The organism is Vreelandella salicampi, assembly GCF_013415105.1.
GTDB lineage: Bacteria > Pseudomonadota > Gammaproteobacteria > Pseudomonadales > Halomonadaceae > Vreelandella > Vreelandella salicampi.
On record NZ_JACCDF010000001.1, the window covers coordinates 235,598 to 258,318 of the forward strand.

Annotated in this window: 22 protein-coding genes and 3 tRNA genes; 8 read left to right on the forward strand and 17 right to left on the reverse strand. The window is 55.5% G+C overall.

Going from position 1 to position 22,721, the window contains the following annotated elements:
* Positions 1-182 precede the first annotated feature (182 nt).
* Positions 183-1,175 carry a L,D-transpeptidase family protein gene (locus HZS81_RS01145; protein ID WP_241697334.1) on the reverse strand — a complete coding sequence of 331 codons (993 nt, stop codon included), beginning with the start codon at positions 1,173-1,175 and terminating at the stop codon, positions 183-185.
* Between the two features lie 204 nt (positions 1,176-1,379).
* A complete protein-coding gene (locus HZS81_RS01150; RefSeq protein ID WP_179928715.1) occupies positions 1,380-3,530 on the reverse strand; it encodes a heavy metal translocating P-type ATPase in 2,151 nt (716 codons plus the stop codon).
* Positions 3,531-3,616: 86 nt separating this feature from the next.
* Between HZS81_RS01150 and HZS81_RS01155 the strand changes: the two genes are divergently transcribed.
* Positions 3,617-4,093: a MerR family transcriptional regulator gene (locus HZS81_RS01155; protein WP_179928716.1), complete on the forward strand. Its 477-nt coding sequence runs from the start codon at positions 3,617-3,619 to the stop codon at positions 4,091-4,093.
* Positions 4,094-4,233: 140 nt separating this feature from the next.
* Here the strand turns inward: HZS81_RS01155 and HZS81_RS01160 are convergent, their stop codons facing one another.
* The 3 genes from HZS81_RS01160 to HZS81_RS01170 are packed head-to-tail and all read right to left on the reverse strand — an operon-like array spanning position 4,234 to position 7,393.
* The gene (locus tag HZS81_RS01160) at positions 4,234-6,456 is read right to left on the reverse strand and encodes a PepSY domain-containing protein (protein WP_179928717.1); all 2,223 of its coding nucleotides are present in this window, start codon (positions 6,454-6,456) and stop codon (positions 4,234-4,236) included.
* A 24-nt stretch (positions 6,457-6,480) separates the two neighbouring features.
* The gene (locus tag HZS81_RS01165) at positions 6,481-6,963 is read right to left on the reverse strand and encodes a DUF2271 domain-containing protein (protein WP_179928718.1); all 483 of its coding nucleotides are present in this window, start codon (positions 6,961-6,963) and stop codon (positions 6,481-6,483) included.
* A gap of 28 nt (positions 6,964-6,991) precedes the next feature.
* On the reverse strand, positions 6,992-7,393 hold the full coding sequence (locus tag HZS81_RS01170) for a PepSY domain-containing protein (protein WP_179928719.1): 402 nt from the start codon (positions 7,391-7,393) through the stop codon (positions 6,992-6,994).
* A 212-nt stretch (positions 7,394-7,605) separates the two neighbouring features.
* Between HZS81_RS01170 and HZS81_RS01175 the strand changes: the two genes are divergently transcribed.
* Both HZS81_RS01175 and HZS81_RS01180 read left to right on the forward strand, forming a co-directional pair.
* The gene (locus HZS81_RS01175) at positions 7,606-8,271 is read left to right on the forward strand and encodes a response regulator (RefSeq protein ID WP_179928720.1); all 666 of its coding nucleotides are present in this window, start codon (positions 7,606-7,608) and stop codon (positions 8,269-8,271) included.
* Entirely contained in the window at positions 8,261-9,589 is a 1,329-nt protein-coding gene (locus HZS81_RS01180) for a sensor histidine kinase (RefSeq protein ID WP_179928721.1), read from the forward strand. Before HZS81_RS01175 ends, HZS81_RS01180 begins: the two co-directional genes overlap by 11 nt.
* Before the next feature lie 11 nt (positions 9,590-9,600).
* On the opposite strand, the gene HZS81_RS01185 is transcribed toward HZS81_RS01180, so the two are convergent.
* Positions 9,601-10,290 carry a VIT1/CCC1 transporter family protein gene (locus HZS81_RS01185; protein ID WP_179928722.1) on the reverse strand — a complete coding sequence of 230 codons (690 nt, stop codon included), beginning with the start codon at positions 10,288-10,290 and terminating at the stop codon, positions 9,601-9,603.
* 258 nt (positions 10,291-10,548) lie between these two features.
* Here HZS81_RS01185 and HZS81_RS01190 point away from each other — a divergent pair, with 258 nt between their 5' ends.
* Genes HZS81_RS01190 through HZS81_RS01200 form a run of 3 tightly spaced genes read left to right on the forward strand, consistent with a single transcriptional unit; the run spans position 10,549 to position 13,738 of the window.
* The gene (locus HZS81_RS01190) at positions 10,549-11,676 is read left to right on the forward strand and encodes a glycosyltransferase family 9 protein (protein ID WP_179928723.1); all 1,128 of its coding nucleotides are present in this window, start codon (positions 10,549-10,551) and stop codon (positions 11,674-11,676) included.
* A complete protein-coding gene (locus tag HZS81_RS01195; protein ID WP_179928724.1) occupies positions 11,658-12,338 on the forward strand; it encodes a response regulator in 681 nt (226 codons plus the stop codon). The genes HZS81_RS01190 and HZS81_RS01195 overlap by 19 nt, the downstream gene beginning before the upstream one ends.
* Positions 12,335-13,738 carry an ATP-binding protein gene (locus HZS81_RS01200; protein ID WP_179928725.1) on the forward strand — a complete coding sequence of 468 codons (1,404 nt, stop codon included), beginning with the start codon at positions 12,335-12,337 and terminating at the stop codon, positions 13,736-13,738. The genes HZS81_RS01195 and HZS81_RS01200 overlap by 4 nt, the downstream gene beginning before the upstream one ends.
* Positions 13,739-13,757: 19 nt before the next feature.
* Here the strand turns inward: HZS81_RS01200 and HZS81_RS01205 are convergent, their stop codons facing one another.
* Positions 13,758-14,063 (reverse strand): hypothetical protein, encoded by a 306-nt coding sequence (locus HZS81_RS01205; RefSeq protein ID WP_179928726.1) that lies wholly within the window; start codon positions 14,061-14,063, stop codon positions 13,758-13,760.
* Between the two features lie 625 nt (positions 14,064-14,688).
* On the opposite strand from HZS81_RS01205, the gene HZS81_RS01210 reads away from it, so the two are divergent.
* Both HZS81_RS01210 and HZS81_RS01215 read left to right on the forward strand, forming a co-directional pair.
* Positions 14,689-15,630 carry a cobyrinic acid a,c-diamide synthase gene (locus tag HZS81_RS01210; RefSeq protein WP_179928727.1) on the forward strand — a complete coding sequence of 314 codons (942 nt, stop codon included), beginning with the start codon at positions 14,689-14,691 and terminating at the stop codon, positions 15,628-15,630.
* 89 nt (positions 15,631-15,719) lie between these two features.
* Positions 15,720-16,895 (forward strand): toxic anion resistance protein, encoded by a 1,176-nt coding sequence (locus HZS81_RS01215; RefSeq protein ID WP_179928728.1) that lies wholly within the window; start codon positions 15,720-15,722, stop codon positions 16,893-16,895.
* Positions 16,896-16,926: 31 nt separating this feature from the next.
* On the opposite strand, the gene HZS81_RS01220 is transcribed toward HZS81_RS01215, so the two are convergent.
* The 10 genes from HZS81_RS01220 to HZS81_RS01265 all read right to left on the reverse strand — a co-directional run bounded on the left by HZS81_RS01220 (position 16,927) and on the right by HZS81_RS01265 (position 22,709).
* Complete coding sequence (locus HZS81_RS01220) at positions 16,927-17,445, reverse strand: PRC-barrel domain-containing protein (RefSeq protein ID WP_179928729.1); 519 nt, start codon at positions 17,443-17,445, stop codon at positions 16,927-16,929.
* Positions 17,446-17,701: 256 nt separating this feature from the next.
* Positions 17,702-17,893, reverse strand: coding sequence for a hypothetical protein (locus HZS81_RS01225; protein ID WP_179928730.1), 192 nt, complete (start codon positions 17,891-17,893; stop codon positions 17,702-17,704).
* Positions 17,894-18,481: 588 nt separating this feature from the next.
* Positions 18,482-18,569, reverse strand: a tRNA-Ser gene (locus HZS81_RS01230).
* Positions 18,570-18,654: 85 nt separating this feature from the next.
* Entirely contained in the window at positions 18,655-19,161 is a 507-nt protein-coding gene (locus HZS81_RS01235) for a YiiD C-terminal domain-containing protein (protein ID WP_179928731.1), read from the reverse strand.
* A gap of 28 nt (positions 19,162-19,189) precedes the next feature.
* Entirely contained in the window at positions 19,190-19,750 is a 561-nt protein-coding gene (locus HZS81_RS01240) for a nitroreductase family protein (RefSeq protein WP_179928732.1), read from the reverse strand.
* Between the two features lie 47 nt (positions 19,751-19,797).
* Positions 19,798-20,634 (reverse strand): NADPH-dependent 7-cyano-7-deazaguanine reductase QueF, encoded by an 837-nt coding sequence (gene queF, locus HZS81_RS01245; protein ID WP_179928733.1) that lies wholly within the window; start codon positions 20,632-20,634, stop codon positions 19,798-19,800.
* The gene (locus HZS81_RS01250; RefSeq protein ID WP_179928734.1) at positions 20,631-21,404 is read right to left on the reverse strand and encodes an ABC transporter permease; all 774 of its coding nucleotides are present in this window, start codon (positions 21,402-21,404) and stop codon (positions 20,631-20,633) included. The genes queF and HZS81_RS01250 overlap by 4 nt, the downstream gene beginning before the upstream one ends.
* Complete coding sequence (locus HZS81_RS01255; protein ID WP_179928735.1) at positions 21,401-22,363, reverse strand: ABC transporter ATP-binding protein; 963 nt, start codon at positions 22,361-22,363, stop codon at positions 21,401-21,403. Before HZS81_RS01255 ends, HZS81_RS01250 begins: the two co-directional genes overlap by 4 nt.
* 174 nt (positions 22,364-22,537) lie before the next feature.
* Positions 22,538-22,612 (reverse strand) — tRNA-Gly (locus HZS81_RS01260).
* A 21-nt stretch (positions 22,613-22,633) separates the two neighbouring features.
* A tRNA-Glu gene (locus HZS81_RS01265) sits at positions 22,634-22,709 on the reverse strand.
* Positions 22,710-22,721: the final 12 nt, after the last annotated feature.

A 22,721-nucleotide genomic window follows, 5' to 3' on the forward strand; every position in this document is an offset into this window, starting at 1 on the left:
AGCGACGTCAATAGCCCTTCTCCCTCAGATTTGTCACGCTGGTATCAGATTAACCAGCTGCTGCACTATGCGGCAAGTGGAAGCTTCCAACGTTGTGATGACAATGTTCGCTCTTCTACGTTTGGGATGGAAGAGCGCTGTCCAGCACAAGACGAATATGCTGCTAATGCCATTAATGTCGCTCAAGGCGAATGGAGTGCCAGTTCGTCATAAATACCGTTGCTATCATCATCTACATTGTTACTGGGTTCCGGCTTGGGGCTCAGGGGTTCGATAAGTCCATTGGATGATGCCAGTAAGTCACCAAGCTGCGCGTAATCGAAGGTAACACCATCTGTATTGCGTTGGTTAAGGCGAGTAATAGCGTCTGACAGCGCGGTCATGCTGTGCTCTTCTTCACCTAAAGGAGGGAAGGCCTGAACCAGCGGCTGACCACTATCCCAACCGATCTTAATAGGTTGGTTGATGATATTGACCCGGGTACCTGCGGGTAAACGACCAAAAATTGACTCGATATCTTTAGGCAACATGCGAATACAGCCGCGGCTTGCGCGCATGCCAATACCATCCGGCCGGTTAGTGCCATGAATCAAATAACCATCGAAACCTAGAATAATGGCGTGATCCCCTAGCGGATTATCAGGGCCTGGAGGCACCACGCTGGGGGCCTCTTCACCGCGTGCTTTAGCTTCACGCTGGACTGATTCCGGCGGGTACCACGCGGGGTTTTTAATGTTCATGGTGGTTTCGGTCACACCGAGTGGCGTATCAAACCCTTCGCGACCGATCCCGATAGGATAGGTCTCAACGCGGGGTGTCTCATCGTTATTGACGTCCGGGTAGTAGTAAAGCCGTAGCTCGGCGATGTTGATTACCACCCCGGTATGCTCGACATGAGGCAGAATGAAGCGTCCTGGAATGGTCACCTCAGTACCCACTCCAGGAACCCAAATGCTGACATCTGGGTTAGCACGCACAATCTCTCTATAGCCAAGGTTGTGACGTCTGGCAATATCAATCAGGGTATCATCGTTATCTTCTACAGTGACGGTGTAAGCCTCGCCGATCACGTTACCTTCCTCAGGTAGCAGATAGCGCCCTTGAGGTCTCTCCTCATTCTGATCAGCCAGGTTTTGCTCAGACAAGTTTTGCTCAGCTAAGGCGGCATTGGGCATCGGAAGCCAACCAGCCATTACGGCCAAAAGCGCACCAACGACTAATGACCTCCGATGACGCCTCTCTGCTACACCTGCATTTTGTATCGATAAGAGCATCGCTCTTTTCCTTTAGATCTGATGTGTTGTCATTTGGCAAATGGAGGTCGAGTTTACATCCAAATAGGTTCAGCGGCGCCGACAACTACCCAATGACTCTGCTAACTAACGGTAAGGCGTAAACTGATAGCCCAGCAGCCGCATGGCATTCAGGGTCACGAGTACGGTGGCACCGGTATCGGCCATCACCGCAATCCACATGCCGGTAATACCCAGGGCTGTGGTAACCAGAAAAATGGCCTTTAGGCCAAGCGCAAGCGCAACGTTGGTTTTAACATTACGCAGCGTGGCACGCGACAGATCGATAAGCTCGGCGATACCGGTAACGCGGTTCTTGAGAAGGGCTGCATCCGCGGTTTCCAGCGCCACATCCGTACCGCCGCCCATGGCGATACCCACGTCTGCCGCAGCCAGTGCCGGTGCATCGTTGATACCATCACCCACCTTGCCAACAGGGCCACGGCCTGCGGTTTGCCAGTCGCGAACGCGCTGCGCCTTGTCCTCGGGCATCAGCTCCCCGTGCGCTTCGATGCCTAGGCCGCCCCCGATAGCGGCGACGGTACGCGCGTTATCGCCGCTGAGCATCACGACTTGCACGCCCAAACGTGATAGCGCCGCCAGGCCCTCACGGGCATCTTCACGCGGTTCATCGCGTACGGCGATCAGGCCCAGTGGGCACTCGCCTTCAACCAGTACGGCAAGGCTCTTGCCGGCTTGTTCCAACTCGGCGATCCGGGCGCTTAAAGCGTCATCAAGCGTGATCTGTTCTGCAAGGTGGCGAGGCGTAATCAAGCCCAGCTCGCGCCCCTCCACTTGGCCAGCGACGCCGCGTCCCGAAAGCGCGCGGTTACCGACCGCTTGGGGAATAGCAAGGCCCAACTGCTGCGCATGAGCGAAGATGGCCGTGGCGATGGGGTGACTGGAATCACGCTCCATCGCGGCAGCTAACCTCAACACTTCGTTTTCGTCATGTCCAGTGCCCCAGTCCTCCACATCGGTGACCTTGGGTGTGCCCGCGGTGAGCGTGCCGGTCTTATCCAAAGCGATCAGGCGAAGCTTGCCCAACTGCTCAAGCACGGCGCCCCCTTTGATCAGCAGGCCCCGTCGAGCACCCGCCGAGAGCCCCGCCGCAATCGCGGCGGGGGTTGAGATCACGAGGGCGCATGGACACGCGATTAACAGCAGCGCCAGGGCACGGTAGATAGATTCCGACCACGCCATGGTTGAGACCAGCGGTGGCACCACCGCCATTAATAGCGCAAGCACGACGACCGTGGGCATGTAGTAATAAGCAAAACGGTCTATAAAGCGCGCTACCGGTGCCTTGGCAGCCTGTGCTTCTTCGACCAGGCGGATGACCCGTGCAATGGTGTTGTCCTCGGCTCCTCGTGTTACCTCCACCTCCAAGGCGGCATCAAGGTTCACTGTCCCGGCAAAAATGTCATCACCAGGCGCACGCGAGCGTGGTACGGATTCACCGTTCACCGGTGACTCATCTAGGTCAGACTCACCGGCCAGGATGCGACCATCACAGGGGACGCGGTCACCGGGGCGCACCAATACCCGCTGACCGGGCTTGAGAGAATCCGCCGAGACCTCACGAACATCGCCATTGTCTATCAGCCTCGCCGTTGACGGCGTTAAGTTCGCCAGGGCCGAGATGCTGCGTCGCGCCCGTGACGCGGCGACGCCTTCCAGTAGCTCCCCCACGGCGAACAGGAAAACCACCATCGCCGCTTCAGCGGCGGCATTGATGGCCAATGCGCCAAGAGCAGCGATGCACATCAGCATTTCAATGGTGAAGGGATTGCGCATTTTCAGCGCGCCCCAGGCACCCTGTGCGATGGGCACCAAGCCTACCAAGGTGGCTGCAACAAAGGGCCAGTTGCCCAAGACTGGCCATACAAAGCGAAGGGCAAACGCCAATGCCAGCAGGCCTCCAGTGATTATAACCAAGCGGCCTTTAGTGGTTTGCCACCAGGGTGTTGAGGAGGCCGATGCCCCTTTGTGATCTTTATGAGAGGCCACTTGGTAGCCCAGTTCGTTCAGGATGCGCTCAATTGTCTCTTGCGACGGGGCCCCATGATCTGGGGAATGAATCTTCACCGAACCAGTGACTGAGCTTGCCGTCACCTCCTCGATGCCGTCCAACCGTCCCAGCGCGGACTCTACCTTGCGTTCACAACCGCCGCAGTCCATGCCTTCTACCCGCAGCGTTAAGACCGCAGGCGCTGCTGTATGCGTTGACTTTTCCATGGCGCCCTTCCTTCCAGTACGTTATTGTTTTGAAGTCTAAACCTTGTAGCAACTACAGCTTCAAGTCTTTCGGAAGGAGTTTTACCATGTCGTCGATTCGCCAAATCATCAGCATCGGTGAGCTGGCACGGCGCGCCGACTGCAAACCGGAAACAGTGCGCTATTACGAACGTATTGGACTGCTGCGCGATGCGTTGCGTACCGAGGGCGGGCAACGCCGCTACGGGGAAGACGCCGTGCGGCGTTTGACCTTCATCCGTCACGCCCGAGACTTCGGCTTCTCGGTGGAAGCGGTGCGAGAGTTATTGGCGATGTCAGACCAGCCCGACATGCCCTGCCAGGAGGTCGACGCCATTGCCAGGCATCACCTGGAAAAAGTAGAGTCTCATCTTCAGCGACTCTCCGCTCTACGTGACGAGCTTCAGCGGATGATCACCCAATGTGCCGGAGGCAAGGTGGAGAACTGCCGAATCATTGAGGTAATAAGTGATCACCAGCTATGTATCAGTGAGAACGCTCATGGAGGGTCTCGCCTCGCCCAAGGTGTCCCCAGCGTTGACTGAGATCCGGACCACCAGTGGGGCGAATCGGCTTTGAGCTGATAGCTACCTTATCGTGTTCTACCTCCATAAAAATTCTTAGCTTCCTGTCATCAACCATTCGGTCTTTTTTGCCGTCTTCAGTTTTCGAAAAAGCATGACCTTTAATAGACATCTTCGAGGTATCTCCCCTCGGCCCTTAGCGATTCAACATCGGTAGATAAGGGCTTGAGAATATCTTCAATAGCCTGCCTGACCCCTACCGCCATGTCTCGTCCGCCACAAACCAGAATCTGCGCGCCAGCGTCGACCATGCGCCGAACTGCTACCTGGTCCTGCCTGAGTTTGTCCTGAACATATGCGTGTTCATCCGATTGAGAAAACGCTGTATTGAGCCCTGTCAGCCGATGATCATTGAGGTAGCTTCCTAGCTCGGGTTGATACAGAAAATCCGATTGCGCATTACGCCCACCCCAATACAGGTACATCGGATTGCGTGCCGTATTTCGACGAATAAACCCCGCCAGCGGGCCAATGCCAGCACCGGCCCCGATCAGGATAATCGGATGGCTCCCCACCGCTGGCCGGAATTCGGGGTTATGGCGAATAAAGCCATTGATACAGTCCCCCGGCTTAAGCCCGTAAAGATAACCGGAGCACAAGCCATCGGTTTGCTTACGGACGCATATCTCCAGTATGCCGTCTGAAGCGGAAGATGCCAGCGAATAGAACCGTGCAGCCTCCCCATTAGGAGGCATAACGCCAAGCAGATCGCCGGCTTCAAATAACGGGAACGCTCCTTTTCGCGAGAGAAACCTCGACCACCAGCCCTGTCTCGCGCCTGCCACTTTGAAACGCAGGATACTGGTCGGCGCCTGAACAGCCAGTCCGTAATCCGCACGCTCTACCAATTCCAGCGTTACCGTCGCTGGTGGCAATGGATCATAGGTCAGCATAAATGGAACGCCCATGTGCTCGCTGAGTCTCTCGCCCCACTCACTGAATTGCGAAGCATTGCATCGATTAATCCGTTCAATGGGATGCAAGCGCGCCAACCCTTTTTTATCCAGCGCAGCATCCACGTACAAAGCAAACTGACAAAAATTTGGAAACTGCCGGTCGCCGAAACCCAAGACCGCATATTTCAGCGTTTTCTCGCCCTCGAAACCTTCGAGTCTCGCCATAAACCGTTGAGCTGACGCCGGTGCATCGCCGTCGCCATAGGTCGACGTTAGTACAAGCAGCGTGGAAGCCTGCGGATACTGATCAGCTAAGGCGTTCATTTCGCTGCAATGCACTTGAAAACCGGCCTTGTTCAGGGTCGCGTGAAGCTCACGGGCAAAGCCCCACGTGGTGTTACCTTCAGAGCCGACGAGAATAATGGTATCCGCCTGAGCGACATCGGCATTGTTCGGCCTCAGTCCTGGCGACCGACGCCGCTGCCACCAGATGCAAATGCCCGTAACTGCAAGCACCGGCACGGTAAGCGCCGCCGCACCAAGAATCAGGCCCAGCCACCACAGGCCCTCACCGGTATGCAGACTGACCACCCATTGCTTCAACGCGCTGCCTTCAGAGCGAGGCTGATACTTCAGCAGCTCCCCGGTCGCCTGATCGACAAACCCAGTGCCTTCACGGGTCGTTAAAGAATAGACATCCTGAGGGTCATCAGGATAAGGAAACACCAGTTCCCGGAGGTCACCGAGTTCAACACTCATTAAAGCGCTCAGCGTTGCCACTGGCACGGGTTGCCCGCCCGAAACCTCAGCCGGAAAGGCTGGCCCCGTTTCGACAGGCTCGGGCAACAAACCAAAACGCTGCGCCGACATATAGCTGCCGGTCAATGCCGACAACAGCAAACCGAGAACGGCGAATCGCGCCAGTTCAGCGTGAATCCGTTTACCTCCGGAACCGGTAAATGGCTTTAATAATGCCTTCCAGCCACCGCTACGCCGGACCAGCAGCAGAATCCCCGAGATACACAGCAGCACCATCACCGCCGCTATGGTTCCAGCCAGCATTCGTCCGGCATCATCAAGCAAAAACGAGCGATGCAGATCCTTGACCCAGATGAAAAAAGGTGAGGGCTCATAGGGTGCAACACGATCCCCCGTCATCGGATTGACCAAATCTGCCCCAGGCTGGCCATCGCGGTAGTAATAAACGATCACCTCCCCGGAAGCGCCGCGCACGATCTGTTCGGTTCCCGGATAATGGTTCACCACCCGTCCTGCCAGCTCGGCCACGCTCACCTCGCCATCGGCAGGTATCACTGCGGCGGCGCGGTCCATCACAGGTGCTAACGCAAGAATGGCCCCCGTGATAGCAAGCACTGCGAGCATCAACGCCGCCAGCAAACCTGGCAGCCCATGCAGCTGTCGCAACATAACGTTAGCTCCTGCTAAAACCTGTTATAGGTCGTATTGAAACGATTGAATGTAGCCACGCCCTGCTTGTGGCTGTCCGGAGCCCTCACTGGTTAGCGGCACGGCGATATCCGCCCGATGATCACGCATATCTTCAACAGCGGTATCAATGCGAATCTCATAACCGCTATCGATCAGCGCATCATCCAGATTCAGAGTGATTTTCATGGTACGACCACTGGCCAAACTCGCGCCGGTCAAGCCATCATACTCGGCCGCATTCAGCCCACTGCCCCGCGCCCAGCCGCTCAAGTGTTTGTAGTACTTGGACTTTCCCCCGGCAACCCAGAGCGTTCCCTGGTACCTGCCGTTCGCATCCGCTAGGTAAAGCGCCAGGTACGCACCATCGCCAGCGTAATTTCTCAGCTCGGTCGTGAAAGTCACTTCACGTGCCTGGGCAAAAGCAGGCATGGTCAGTGCAGTGGTCAGCCCGAAGGCTAGACCCATCGCCAACAAGGTCTTTTTCATATGGGTTCTCCTGATAAAGGTGCACCGGTTATTCGACCGTGACGCTGGGTCGACCACTGACGATCCCATTAGTCGGCGCTGCCGGCTGAACACTGCCCTGCATACCGTCACGTTTGTTGCTGTCATGGCGGTAATGATCATCATCTTCATCGTCGTCGTCGTCATCTTCCCGCTCCAGCTCCATTAACATGAGTGATGCAGGAGAGTAGGACGCCTCGGCGCGAAAGCCCGCCGGGGCTTCGCCCTTAACCTCATAACAGCCGTCATCCACCTTGATGCGGTATATCGTCCAACCTTCGGCTTTAAGTTTCTGACGCAGGTTTTCCCGAGGCTGCCAAGTGTCCATGGGATCATCACAGTCATCATCTGCCAGTAGCGGCGTGCTCATAAAAGCTAAGGCGAGGCTTAAAATCACGGTGTTAGTCTTCATTGGATATCTCCTGTTAAGTTCACACCCCATACGTTATGCGCCCTACCTGACAGCGGCCTGAACGCAGCAGATAATCCGCAGGAAAGTGAAGTGCTGGATGACACCACCGCAGATGAAAGAACCACCATGGCCGTGTTGTTCAGACGACTGTCAGGTACTTGCGGTAGTATCTTTTTCACAAGAAGGGATGAAAGTGAGAGGAGAGACGCATAATGCGGGTACTACTGGTTGAGGATACAACCGGCCTTGGCGAAGCAGTGCGCGATCAGATCGCTGATGACGGCCACGCGATAGACTGGGTTCAAAGCCTAAGCTTTGCCGAGGCCAGCGTGCAGACCACCGCCTACGACCTGGTCCTGCTCGACCTGATGCTGCCGGATGGCCATGGACTGACGTTTTTACGTAATCTAAGGGCCGCCGGGAATACTGCTCCCGTCATTATTTTGACGGCTAGAGACCAGGTCTCCGACCGGATAGAAGGCCTTAACGCCGGTGCCGATGATTACTTGATAAAGCCCTTTGATCTTTCCGAACTTTCGGCTCGGGTGGCGGCGGTTGCCCGTCGTTACCGGGGTAACCCGAACCCGGTCATCCGTGTTGGGAACCTGGAGGTGGATCTGAATGACCACCGCATTCGTCGCCACGGCCAGACGGTTGAGCTTACTGCCCGCGAGTGGGCGATTTTCGAAGGGTTCATACAGCGGCCCGGCATATTGCTGTCGCGCTCACAGCTGGAGGATCGCCTCTACGCCTTTGGGGCAGAAATAGAAAGTAATACCATCGAGGTTTATGTCAGCCGCTTACGAAAAAAACTGGGGCGCGATGCTATTGTTACCGTGAGAGGCATGGGCTATCGACTGGAAACACATGACCAATAAAAACAGCTTACAAAGACGCCTAGGCATTGGTCTCACCCTGGGCGTTACGCTTCTCTGGCTGTTCGGTGTAGCGGCTTCCGGGCTTGTCGCTCAACACGAAATGAACGAAGTCTTCGACAGCGCCCTTGAAGAAACCGCCCAACGCATTTTGCCGCTGGCCGTTACCGACATTCTGAACCGCGAAAATGGCACCGGTAACCTAACGGCCCCTGCCCTTAAAGAACACGACGAGTACCTCACCTATCTGGTCAGAGATGGCCAAGGCAACCTTTTGCTTCAATCTCACGATGCTGACATCAGCGTTTTTGGCGCCTTGCCGCAGGAAGGGTTTTCAAATACATCGACGCATAGAATATATGGCGCTTCTGCTGTCAGTGACACTCTTTACATTGAGGTAGCCGAGCCGTTAAACCATCGGCACGAAGCCGCTCTGGAGGCGGGTCTGGCATTGCTGACGCCTTTAATTTTTCTGATTCCGATCAGTCTCTTGGGTGTCTGGTGGATTGTCCGGCGTTCCCTGCGGCAGGTAGTCGAATTCCAGCGCTCGATAGAATCCCGAGGGGCGGGAGACCTTAGCCCCGTGGAGGGGAATCAGTTACCTACAGAGTTTGAGCCGATTGCTGTTGCCGTCAACCGCTTGCTGGAACGATTGCACCGTGCGCTTGAAACAGAGCGCAGCTTTACGGCCAACAGCGCCCATGAATTACGCACCCCCTTGGCAACAGCCCTTGCCAAGGTGCAACGCTTGAAACACCAGATCCACAGCGATGCGCTAAAGTGCAATGTTGCCGAGGTGGAGGTAGCGCTTCGCAGTTTATCGACACTCTCCGAGAAATTGCTGGAACTGGCCAAAGCCGAAGGAGGTGGTGCAATTGCGCAACGTCCGCACAACCTAGCGCCCATACTGGCGATGATAGTGACGGATTTTGAACATCGGATCCCAGGACGAATTGTCCTGACCCTGCCCGAAGGCGAAGTGAACTCCTTCCTCGACCCTGACGCCTTTGCCATTCTAGTACGTAACCTGATTGAGAATGCGATAAAACACGGTGCCAGCCAAGAGCCGGTGGAGATCAACCTGAGCGCTGACGGTACCTTACGGATATGCAATGGCGGTAAAGTCGTGCCGGCGGATCAGCTTGTCCAGTTGCGCAATCGATTTGCTCGCTCAAAAACCAATGCGGATGGCTCTGGTCTCGGTCTGGCCATTGCCGAAGCCATCGCCGCAGGCGCCAACATTTGCCTGCACCTGCACTCTCCCGCAACCGGCAGGCAAAATGGCTTTGAAGCGGTACTCAATGTGGCAGTCGCTCGATAATGAAACCATCTTTATGCAACGACGCCGAAAACCCGCCCGACGCCTGCCGTCAGAGCCATGGCTAAGGCCCCCCAAAAGGTAACCCTGATGGCGCCGGAAATAATGGATGCGCCACCTGCGCGCGCCGCCACGCTACCCAGAAGCACCAGAAAAACCAGAGACGACAGTGCAACAATCACAATGAGCAGATTGACCGGGGCTAACCATGCCATGCCTAACGGTAGCGCTGCTCCAACGACAAAAGAGCCCGCTGACGAAAAAGCGGCCTGAATTGGCCGGGCGTCACCGTCGACAGAAATGCCGATTTCATCGCGGGCATGCGCGCCAAGCGCATCGTGTTCCATCAGCTGTTCCGCGACCTGTTGTGCCAGCCGTGGCTCAACCCCTCTTTGTTGGTATATCTCGGCAAGCTCTCGTTGCTCAAACCCGAAATCTTCTTCCAGGGATTTTCTTTCCAATACCAAGTCGGCTTTTTCCGTATCTGATTGAGAACTGACGGAGACATATTCCCCTGCCGCCATCGACATGGCGCCTGCCACCAGCCCGGCAACACCCGCTAAAAGAATGCTCTCATGTGATGTCGAGGCAGCTGCCACGCCGATAATAAGACTCGCAGTAGAGACGATGCCATCATTTGCTCCAAGCACAGAGGCACGCAACCACCCGACACGATTAGACCTGTGAATTTCGTGATGGCTCACATTACACCTCCTCGTTTTTTTAAAATGTCGGAAAATCAATGCCTTTTATTCCAAAACGCAAGTCTCGACCGTGACGAGCCATCATGATTTGTTAATCATCACCTGCCAACGAAACCATCCTTGCTTGGTCCATCATTCATATCGACGATAACCGTTCTGTTACTGCGTCGACAGGAGGGTAAATAGGTAACCTTAAGGGCTTGTTAAGAAAGCACCTGGATAGTGGCCACTCTCTAGTTTTACACGAGTGGCCCTTTCATGACTGTACTCACCCGCTTACGCCGTCACACCGCCATGCGACGCTTGGGCAAAACACTGGAAAAAAGTGCTAAAGCCTGGCTCTATCGCCGACTCGCCAGCTCCTTTGACCCCACCCATGCGTTCCCAGCTACCTTGGATGGTGTTACGCGCGTGCTGTTGGTTCGTCCCAATTTCCGCATTGGTAATGCCCTGATCAGCGCGCGGTTAATTGACGCCTTTGCGCGGGCGCGTCCTGATATTGAGATTGATTATTTAGCCACCGATACGACCGTGTCACTGTTTAAAGGAATGCCACTGACGCACTGTCATGCGCTCAGCCGCGACATGCTGGTTCGCCCGTGGAAACTGCTTGCGCTGTGGCGAACGCTACGCCAGCGACGCTATGACCTGGCCATTCAAGTAGCCGACACGTCCTTGACGGGCTGGCTTTGTTTGAAAGCCGCCGGCGCACGGCGCACCCTAGGGGCTAATGCGCGTCTAGCGGGACGCTATGATGCTGTCTATCCCTTGCCTCTCGGGCAGACGCATGCCTATGACATGGCGGCCACCATCGCGCACTCTCTCGGGCTTGACTGCGAAACACGCCCGTGGATGATGATCTCGGACACAGAACAGGCGCAGGCACAGACGCAACTCAAGCAGTTGTCTCACGTTCCCTTCGACGTTGGGGTCTTCGTGGGGGGCCACTTGAATAAGCGCCTTCCTTTGGCCTTCTGGCAAGCGCTGTGCGATGCACTCAACGCCCGCGGTATTCGCTTTATTCTGCTCATCGGTCCGGAAGAGGCCGCGCTGCAGCCGGCGCTTCAACACCATGTCGGCCGCCACGGCCATATCGCCCCTAGCATGCCGCTACGCACCTTTGCTGCAACGCTGGGGCAGCTTCCGCGCATAATCACGCCGGATACGGGGCCCATGCACATGGCTGTCGCGCTAGATGTACCCGTGACGGCGGTACTGAACGTCGCAGGTTCACAAAAGTTTGCCCCACGGGGTCATGCCGATCAGGTATTGTTATCGCCTACCCCGGCAGAGGTCGTTGATACGATCACTCAAACGACGTGCTCTGCGCCCGTATCGCCTTGTGCTACAGGAGATGGTGTTTCGCCATGCGACTCTTACTCGTAGAAGATGACGTGAGTTTGGCATCTGGCATTCGCTTGGCGTTGAAGTCAGAGCGGTACACGGTGGATCATTTAAGCGATGGCCACCAGGCATTAGCCACCTTGGAGAGCCGCGAACCGCTTGATGCTGTCATTCTGGATCTTGGGTTGCCCGGCGTCGATGGCATTGAGGTATTGCGCGCGGCACGTCGCCGCCACAATCACGTTCCCGTGCTTATCCTCACAGCACGCGACGCCATCGAAGATCGCATCACGGGCTTGGACGCCGGCGCCGATGACTATCTCATCAAGCCGTTTGAAGTGGCCGAACTCAAGGCACGTCTGCGTGCCTTGCTGCGACGCAGTGCCGGGAAAGGCATCAGCGTCCTAACGTGTCGTGGTATCGAGCTCTCCCCCGATACGCTGCATGTTACTTACCAAGAGCAAGCGATAACGCTATCTCGCCGCGAATTTACACTTTTATACGAGATGATGAGCCACCCAGGGCGTGTTTTCACCCGTGAGACCCTCACCCAACTGGTATACGGCTGGGAAGATGAGGTTGAGAGCAATGCCATCGAGGTGCATATCCATCACCTGCGCAAGAAGTTTTTCGCTAACCTTATCCGCACCGTGCGGGGTATCGGCTACGTGCTAGACGCTGACATACCGACTTCAACGCCATGAGTTCCATCCGCCGCCGCACGCTCAGCGTAACGTTGCTGGTTCTTACAGTCAGCATGATGCTGATTGGTGTCATCAGCTATGTATCCGCGACGCACGAAATCGAAGAGCTTTATGATGCACACTTAGCGCAAAACGCCCGCTTACTTGAGGGGCTATTGGCGACACCCCATATTAACGATAACGATGCGCTGCTTCAGCGCTTGGAAACGGCATTGCAGCGTGCTGCCGTCGCGAATGACGCCATTCCCGGTCATCGTTATGAAGGTAAATTCGCCTTTCAGCTCTGGGAGGGGGAATCGCTCCTACTAAGCTCCTTCAATGCGCCTAGCCGCCCCTTTGCTGAGACACCGGGCTATAGCGACCATCAGGTCGACGGCGACAGTTGGCGGGTATATAGCTTGATGTCAACACAGCCCGGCCGGCGCATCCTCGTGGCTGAGCGGGCCGATGTGCGTGGCGAGCTCATCCAAACCTTTGCCTTTCGTTCGTTGATACCTGACCTGATCGGTTTGCCCATTTTAGCGCTGATGCTCTGGTACGCCATCGGGTGGGGGTTAGCTCCCCTGCTACGTCTCACTGAGCAAATTACCAATCGCAACCCCGACGCTCTACAGCCTCTGGACGTCGCGCCTCTGCCGCGCGAGCTGGATACGATGGTATCGGCGCTGAATCGGCTGATGCTGCGTATTCGCGAACTTCGCCAGCGGGAAAAGCGCTTCATTGCCGATGCGGCGCATGAATTACGCACCCCCTTGACCGTGATGGATCTGCATGCACAGAACGCATTAGAAAAACAGAACACGCCGGAGGACCGGGAAGCGGCACTGGTGGAAATGCGAGCCGGGGTCCTGCGTACCACCCGCCTGGTCTCGCAACTGCTCACCCTCGCCCGCCTAGAGCCAGGCAATGAAGACAGCATCGTCTTTCAACCGTTACATCTATTCCGAGAAGCGCAGGAAACGCTTGCTAAGCTCTCGCCACTAGCGTCACAGCACCACCAAACATTACAGCTTGATGCCAACCCTGAGGCGTCTTGGTGGATAACGGCTGAACCAGGCGCCATCGAAACACTATTGCAAAACCTGGTTAGCAACGCGCTGCAACACTCCCCCGTCGGCGGCACGATTACCGTCAGCCTTGCTAAACACACTGACCACACCACCCTCATCGTGGCTGATGAAGGCCCCGGCATTTCGCCTGATAAGCGTGAGCAGGTCATGGCCCGCTTTTATCGAGATAGTGATAACGGCGGCGCCGGCTTGGGGCTCTCCATCGTCGAACGCATTATCCACCGCCATCACGGCACGCTCGAAATGCGTAACAGAGCAACGGGTGGGTTAAGTGTCGAGGTGACGCTTCCTTCTCAGAGCCCTAAGGTCGCGTCAACCAAAACACCCTAAGCGATATCGGGTAGCTAAGTTAAAAATCCATCAAATGTAACCCCACCATGGTTAACACCGTGGCAATGGTCACGCTAAATAACACCTCTTTTAAGCAAACATCATCGACATCATCACTTTCCAGATACACATCACTATGCGGAATCAAAAACCATATTGTACCTGCCATCAAGGCAACCAAGCCCAACGGAAAATCCAGCGTTGACCAGGGCACAGTAAGGCTATTAACGAACAACCATATAACTCCCAACGCTACCAGCAAGAGCGTGCGGTAATGACAAAAGGCGGGCTGAAAAGGCGCACTGAAAGAATGGGCAAGGGGCATGACGTTCTCCTCGATATGATGTCACGGATACTCGCCCCATCATCGTGACAATATCTTAAGAAACGATTAAATCTTTCCCCCCGAGTAAAAACATGCCCCATGATGACCGAGCAAGGCGATCCACTAAAACACGTAGTCAACCCCTAATCAGAGACTACGACCGGGTTCATTAAGGGGTAGAGCTTCGCTTGACGTATCGCTGGCTAAGAAGGGATCACTGGCGCTGCGGTTACGATTAAGAAAATCGCTGTAGGTTTTGTCGAGCAGTTTTTTTGCACCAGCACGCAGCGTGCCACCGTTCCATTGCCAAGCGGCCTCGGCGTCTACTTTATTGCCGCGAACCCAGCTTAACTGGCTTGAGCATAAGCCGGCATTGCAGTAAGCGAAATCAGCGTAACCAGTGGCAGCGAAGCGAAAGAAACGTGGCGCATAAAAATCTCTTATAAACTCTCGTTAAGAATAAAAACGAAAAAATCATAAAGAGTTGGTGTGCCATTTTCGCGGGGTAAAATGCCATAGGACGACTAACGTCGCGTCGGCCTTGAACCTAACTGGTGCTTAACGCCCCATCTCAGTTACTCTACGCACGGCGTTTGCGTTCCATAAATGAAGGATAGCCGTATCAATGTTGGGATTCCTGCAGGGACTTTCCTATGGCCTCTTTATGACCTGCCTGCCCTGGCTACTGGTCGGCCTCTACAATCCTGCCCTGGCACTTCCTGGGGCGACTCCCGGCCGATTGCAGGTAATCGCCCGCTATTGCCTGGTGATTCCCTTCATCAGCATGTTGATGTGGCTAACTTCTCTGTGGGGAGGTTTCAGCCCTAGCCTGCTTGGCTGGCTGGCGGGCATTGTCGCCATTCCGGTTGCGCTGCCCGTCGAGCGAACGCTGCGCGGCTGGCTGGCCCGCCGCCGAGAGCGTCGCCAAAATGCCCAAAGAGACGCCGAGGCACGCAAGCGCCGCGCTCAAGAAGAGCGTAGAGCCCATGAGGCAGGGGTGTCGGTGCTCGATCCAGCAAGGCCACCCGAGGGCGCCGATGAGCTGGTATTGGCCATGTGTCACGCCAAGCAGAACCTGCTCGACGCTCATCGCCCCGACCTAGCGATCCTTGCAGACCGCCTTTATAGCCGCCATCGCCATGTGATGGATGTGCTGAGTGGCCGTTTCCACACTGGCGAGTTGGCTTTCGAGCGCTCGCGTGGTCTGGTCACTCAGGTTTGTTTCGGTGCGGTGGATACGCTGACGACCATGGCGTCCCAAGCGCGAGGGGTGGTGAGTGTGGACGGCAACTACGTGCGAGACCGCTTGGCCCGAGAGGGCAAACGGTTGAGTGGTGAGGAGCGAGCCGCCCTGAAGCGGCGCCTGGATTTGCTGGCGGAAACCGAAAACCGGCTGAATGAACTCGCCGCTCGTATCGAATCCGCCCTGACCGTGCTCGACGATACCGCTGTTTCCATGGCACGCATCGAGACGGCTCGCCCACAAGCGTCTGTCACCACCGAAAAGGCGCTGGAGGATCTGCGCCGCTTCGTCGAAGGCGCGGATCGTTATGCGCGCAAAGATTAATTCGGCGGCCAGTGGTAATGTGCCGATAGTAGTGCGTGGTTTCACTAAATTTTATTTAATCCGTTTTTTTAATAGCTCAGGAGATGTCCATGGCTCAGCAATCCGATGACAAACATCGCCTCTCCCTGCCGCCGGTGGACGAGATTGCCAGTCAGTTGGGGGCTAACCAGACCGATTCGGTCGAGCCCGATGACCGAGACAGCGACCCTGAGCTAAAGGCGATGGCCGACCGCTTTGTCGAGGATATCTTTGCCGCGGGTGACAAGGAGTCAGTAGTTTGCCAGCGCCGTGCCGTGGATGAGATGGGGCTTGAATTGCAGCAACAGGCCGCCCATCGCAGTGCCATGTTGCAGACACCGCTGCGCCAGTTGGCCCACCAGGGCGACGAAGGCGGGCCGGTCGCCAAAGCGCTGACCGATCTGCGTGGCCGCATGGAAGGCCTCGATCCCGCTCGCCATCGCTTGGCGCCGAGCGCGCTGGATCGCATTCTGGCGATCATTCCCGGCCTTGATAGCCGCCTGCAGCGCTACTTTCGTAAATTCGAGAATGCCCAACAGGCCCTGGACGCGATCATTGAGGACTTAGAAAGCGGTCGCGACATGCTGCATCGTGACAACCTCACCCTCAACGACGACCAACAAGCCCTAAATAAAATCCTTAGCGAGCTGAACCGCCAGATTGCACTGGGCCGTTTGATCGATCACCGCCTGCAAGACGAGATCGCCGCTCGCGATGGCGAGGATCCGCGGCGTCAATTCCTGGAGGAGGAGCTGCTCTTTCCGCTACGCCAGCGCATCGTCGACCTCCAACAACAATTAGCGGTGAGCCAACAAGGCGTGCTGGCGCTGGAAGTTATCATCCGCAATAACCGGGAATTGATGCGCGGGGTGGACAGGGCCATTAACGTTACCGTCTCGGCCCTCACCGTCGCAGTCACCGTGGCCATGGCGATGGCCAATCAGCGCCTAGTGCTGGATCGCATTGAAGCCCTCAACACCACTACGTCGCAGATGATTGGCGGAACCGCGAAAGCCCTGCGCCAGCAAGGCGTGGACATCCAGAAGCGGGCATCCGGAGCGATGCTCGACATGCAAGTACTTGAGGAGGCCTTCGGCGAGGTGATGGGCGCAATCGATGATCTTTCAAGCTATCGTCAGGAGGCTCTGCCTCGGCTGGACGAACAGATTGACCGCTTAGCGACCTTGTCTAAGCAGGGCAATGCGTCCATCGAGCGCCTTCGAGAAGGGAACGAGTCGCAACCGTAAAACGGCGCGCCTCCGCAGACGATGGATTGCGTCAATCGCGCACGTACTTCAACGTTTTACGCAGCGCTTCCTCGTCAATTTCTGTGTAGAACACGGATTCGCCATCTTCCATGCTGTGATTTATTTGATCCCAAGCCAGTCCCGCTTCCTGTCCGCCATCTACCAGAAAGCCACTGGTCAATACCACGACGCCGACGACACGGCCATCTGTGCCGATGATCAGGTCTTTGATCTCGCCGATGTTTTCATCTGAATTGCGGTGATTAACATGATTACCGATGACATCGGCGGCGAAAAAGGCACTTGAAGGCTTACCGTTGGACGTCGACTTGCCTGCGGGCTGCTCACTGACTTTCGGCAAGATTATCTTCTTCTCACCGACACGATACTCGTCATAATCGATGGTAGTTGGCGAGCCATCAGACTGCTGAGTGGCATCTTTAGACTGCTCGCTCTGCATGTCGTTTTGGTTCTCCGCAATGGCGGCCGTGCAGAAAGCAAATGCCGGGGTAATGGCTGCAGAAAGAATTAATTTTGTTAGCTTTGTCATCGCTATTTCTCCTCTTAATGACGACGAACTTCCGGGCCCTTCAGGGTCTAGAGAGCAATTCCCGAAAAGCGGGAATGCCCTATCATGTTGGCGAAAAGCGAGAATTTTTTCGGTGCGTTACCACACACTCTGGACACACACTGAAGTGGCCCCCGACATTCGTACCAGGCGCTGAGCTCTGATCATTTCGGCAGAAGAGCTTGATCATGAACTGTAAACGTTATGGCTTAGTGAATGACGTCTACTATTCCCGGTACTATCCGAGTTCTGCTAACGCCGCGGTGACGGCTTCAGCATACTGGCCTTCCGTCAGCCCCCATTCGCTAAGCAATTCTGGATCGGGAGTTTCATTCGTCGCAGCGCGTAGCTCTTCGGTATTTTTTGTCTCAAGGCAATGCTTGGCATACGCCTTTGCCTGGGCATCACTCAGCTGATCAATGAGTTGCATGTTGGTTCCTCGTAATAGGGGGTGTTACGACTGTATAGATTCGCTGTGGGCGTGGGCAACGTTACGTCAGGGCGCTCATCGACATGCAACGCAAGCAGGCAGCAGAAAGGTGTAATTTAGTTAGCTTACTCATCGCTGTTTCTCCTCCTTATGACGACGATCTGTCGGACCCTTTAGGGCCTAGAGAGCAATTCCCATATAGCGGAAATGTCCTATCATCTTGGAGAAAAGCAAAAAAATTATCAGTGCGCTACCACACACTAGACGCAGACGACGGGATGGACGCGCATCTCGTGCGCTAGCTGCTTGCTCAAAACGCTGATGAAGACAGTAGCGGACTCGAAAGCTCTTATCATTTTTACATAAGCAAATACACGACTATGGTGGGCTATCAACAGATTCTAGTGGCAGGCAGAAAAAGCCACGGAATGGAGTTATTTCAGGAGGGTGAAGACCAAAAGCATCCAGGCGCTCATCGAAAGCTTGGGCTATAGCTATTTCCAGGATTGTTCCCAGGAACGTTCCCAAAGCACCAAAATGAAAAAAGGGGAATCAAGCTAATTGCTTGATTCCCCTTCTAAAATTTTCTGGCGGAGGGGGAGGGATTCGAACCCTCGAAGCCTTTCGGCTTACGCGCTTTCCAGGCGCGCTCCTTCGACCACTCGGACACCCCTCCGTCTTTTCACTCTGTTGAAAGGCAGTGCCTTTAACAACAGAACGGCGCATATACTATTGCCTAAGTGTCGAAATAGCAAGCCTTTTCACGCTTTAGGGAGTGCCACATAGCTGCCGTTAGCTTCTAAGCAAAGGGTTTGGCCGCAATAAAGTTGCTGTGTCAGAGCAATACGCCCTTTGCCGCGTTCATCCAGTTTGGCGGCGAGTTTTGCCGGGCCTTGGGGTTGGCTTGGCGTGCAGACAAGGCGGTAGTCATCGGTCACCGGGGCAAGGAAGCGTTGATTGGCCTCGGCGACCACCACATCACGTGAAATGCCTTGCGCGCGCAGCCAGAGAGTCACCCAACACCACCCCTGTAGGGTGGTTTGCGCGGTTAGCGCGCCACCAAAGCCGGTGCCCTTATCATTCAGGCTTGGCGTTAACGCAAGCTCCCACGTCAGTGCGTCATTTTGTTGCGTCATCCCCTTAATGCCGAGGGCATTTACCATCGGGATGGCTTCTCCTAACCACTGCTGAAAAACCGCCAGGTCTTCCGGCCCGTCCGGCAGCGGTAGGCGTGGATGAGGAATCCCTGGTTGCCGAGCTGTTGTCATGCCAATCCCTGCCTTGTAGCCCTGGGCATTATTCCCAGCGTTCGAGAAAGTCGTCTACGTTGTGCTCTGGCACCGGCTTATGGCGCCCGCCAAGCGTGCCTAGGTAAATGAACGCCACCACCTCGTCGTCATCTTCCAAACGCAGCCCTTTGCGCACCACCGGGTCGAAGGCGTATTTGCCGCTGCGCCACATAGCACCAAAGCCTAGCGCATGGGCGGCAAGTAGAATGCCGTGTGCTGCGCAGCCCGCCGAAATCACCTGCTCGATTTTGGGCACTTTGGGTACATCGGGCGTTACCTTGGCCACCACGGCAATAAGCATGGGCGCACGGAGTGGTTTTTTGCGTGCTGCGTCTAGCGTGGTATCCGAGGCGTGCGGGTCTTCTTGAAACTCCGCTTCAGCAAACAGCTCGCCCAAACGCTCGCGCCCTTCCCCGCTAAATTCGATAAAACGCCAAGGGCGCAGCTCGTTGTGATCCGGGGCGCGCAACGCCGCTTCGTAGATCGCCTTTAGCTGCTCGGACGATGGGGCTGGGGCCATCAATTTGCCCATGGAACTGCGTTGATGCAGTAGCGTGAGTGCGTCCATTATTGGCTCCAATCCGTTATGTTAGTGGCTTACTGTAGCGCAGTGACTTACTGCCTTGCCAGACGCAGCGGGTGCGGCGGCGCTAAGCCAGGCGTTGCCCGCCAGGGGCTGATATCCAGCCCACCGCGGCGCACATAACGTGCCAGCACCAGTAACGCAACGGGTTTTGCGTGGTGCATGAGGTCAGTAAAGATATGCTCAACGCAGTGCTCATGAAAGTCTTGATGCTGACGGTAGCTAATCAAATAGCGCAACAGCCCTTCGTGATTGATTTGTGGGCCTTTATAGCGAATCAGCACACTGCCCCAATCGGGCTGGCCGGTTACCGGGCAATTGGATTTGAGCAGATGCGAGTAGAGCGTCTCTTCAACGCTGTCTTCGCCAACCGATAACAGCGACGCGCTAGGCGTGTAGTCATCCACGCTGATATCAAGCTCATCCAGGCATTTTCCGGGCAAGCGTTGCGGCATGAGTTCGTCGTCGTCAACGCCAAGCAGCTCAACGCCAACGCTCTCCCCCGCCGCGCGCGAAAGATCACGTGTCAGCGTTTGAACGACGTCGCCTCGGCTGGCAAAGCGCGTCTGGTTGAAGCTATTGAGATAGAGCTTCCAGGATTTGGATTCAATCAGATGGGGGGATTCAGCGGGTAACGTGAAACGTGCCACGGCCACCACCGGCTTACCGCGAGCATTAAGCCAGGACATTTCAAACGCATGCCACTCATCGGCGCCAATAAAGGGCAAGCGGGTATCATCAATGCCCAACGGCGCACGGTTGGTCGCACGTGCTATCGGATACAACAGCCCGGCGTCGTAATTTTCCGGGTAAGCCGATTCACGTCCAAGTGGTGCGTTCTTTAGGGTTTCAGGGCGATGGTGCGTCATGTGCGAATCCCTTTTCCACGCTCCAGCATTTTAAGCGCCACGGTAAAGAGCACCACGATGAAGCCCAAGATGGCCATCAATGCCCAGCCGATGGGGATATCCGACACACCCAAGAAACCATAGCGGAAGACATTCACCATGTAGAGAATAGGATTGAGCATCGATACGCCCTGCCAGAAATCCGGCAGCATCGAGATCGAGTAGAAAACCCCGCCCAGGTACGTCAGCGGCGTCAGGATAAACGTCGGCACAATCGAAATGTCATCGAACTTATTCGCCAGCAATGCGTTGATGAAACCGCCAACGGAAAACAGCGCCGACGTCAGCACGACGACCAACACGGTCAATAAGGGATGCTCCATGCTCAAACGGGTAAAGAACAGCGATACCACCGTTACGATTAGCCCGACCCCCAAGCCACGCGCCATCCCCCCTAGCACAAAGCCTGAGAGGATCACCCAGTTAGGCATGGGCGAGACCATCATCTCTTCAATCGAGCGCTGGAACTTGTTAGAGAAGAAAGATGACGCGACGTTGGAGTAACTATTAGTGATTACCGCCATCATAATCAGCCCTGGGACGATGAAGTCCATGTAACTAAACCCATCCATCACTCCGATGCGTGAGCCAATCAAGTTGCCAAAAATAATAAAGTACATGGCCATCGTAATGGACGGCGGTAAAAGCGTTTGCGGCCAGATGCGGGTAAAGCGCTTGATCTCTTTCACCACGAGCGTCCACAGCGCAATCAGCGTTTGCGTAGCATTCATGCGTGCGCCTCCTGGCGTTGCGTTTGATCAATGGCGTTTTGGCCGCTATTAACCATCGACACAAACATCTCTTCCAGCCGATTGGCGCGGTTACGCATCGAGACCACTTTGATACCTTGCTCGCTCAATGCCGCGAAAACATCGTTCATCTGCTGACCGCGGTGAATCACCAGCGAGAGCTGTGATGGCTCGGTCAAACTGACCTCGAACCCCTCCACCACCGGCGCCTCTTCTAGCGGGTGGGCAAGATCAAGCAGGAAGGTTTCGGTATTAAGCTCAGCAAGCAGGTCGCGCACGTTGGTGTTGCGGATAATGTCACCATTGTTAATGATCGCGATATTGCGACACAGGCTCTCCGCTTCTTCCAGGTAGTGCGTGGTGAGAATAATGGTCGTTCCTTCATCGCGATTAATGCGACGCATGTACTCCCACATGCTGCGGCGCAACTCGATATCGACGCCGGCGGTGGGCTCATCGAGAATCAAGAGCTTGGGCCGATGCATGAGAGCGCGCGCAATCATTAAACGGCGCTTCATCCCGCCGGAGAGCATGCGCGCACTACCGTTGCGCTTATCCCAAAGGCCTAAATCGGAAAGCAGCTTTTCTGCCCGGGGCAGCGCCTCGCGGCGCGTCATGCCGTAGTACCCTGCCTGCGCCAGCACGATGTCGATCACTTTCTCGAACTGGTTGAAGTTAAACTCCTGCGGCACCACGCCCAACTGGTACTTCGCCTTGGCAAAATCTTGATCAATATCGATACCGAAGATCGTTACCTTGCCGGCGCTTTTTTGTACCAGCGAGCAAACAACACCTAACGTGGTCGATTTTCCCGCACCGTTGGGGCCCAACAAAGCAAAAAAATCGCCCTGCTGGACGTCTAAATCGATGCCTTTAAGCGCGTGAAAACCATTGCCGTAGACTTTGGTCAGCCCACGGATCGACAATGCCGGTTCGGCCATGAACATGTCCTGTCAGCAGAAAAGAAAAATAAAGCATTTTATAAGGAAGTGATATAAGGGCAGCTCGCCTGTTTTCAAGGCCATGCCGCACCCATGCACAATACCCGCTAGGCTCTTGGCCTACCGAGATAAAAATCGCGATAACATCAGAAAACAATAATTTGGGAGGGCGCTTGGAGCGGGAAAGGAGATTCGAACTCCCGACCCTCGCCTTGGCAAGGCGATGCTCTACCGCTGAGCTATTCCCGCAGCGCAAGAAATGAAGCGAGTTGGCGTCCCATAGGGGGTTCGAACCCCTGTTACCGCCGTGAAAGGGCGGTGTCCTAGGCCACTAGACGAATGGGACGTATTGGATACT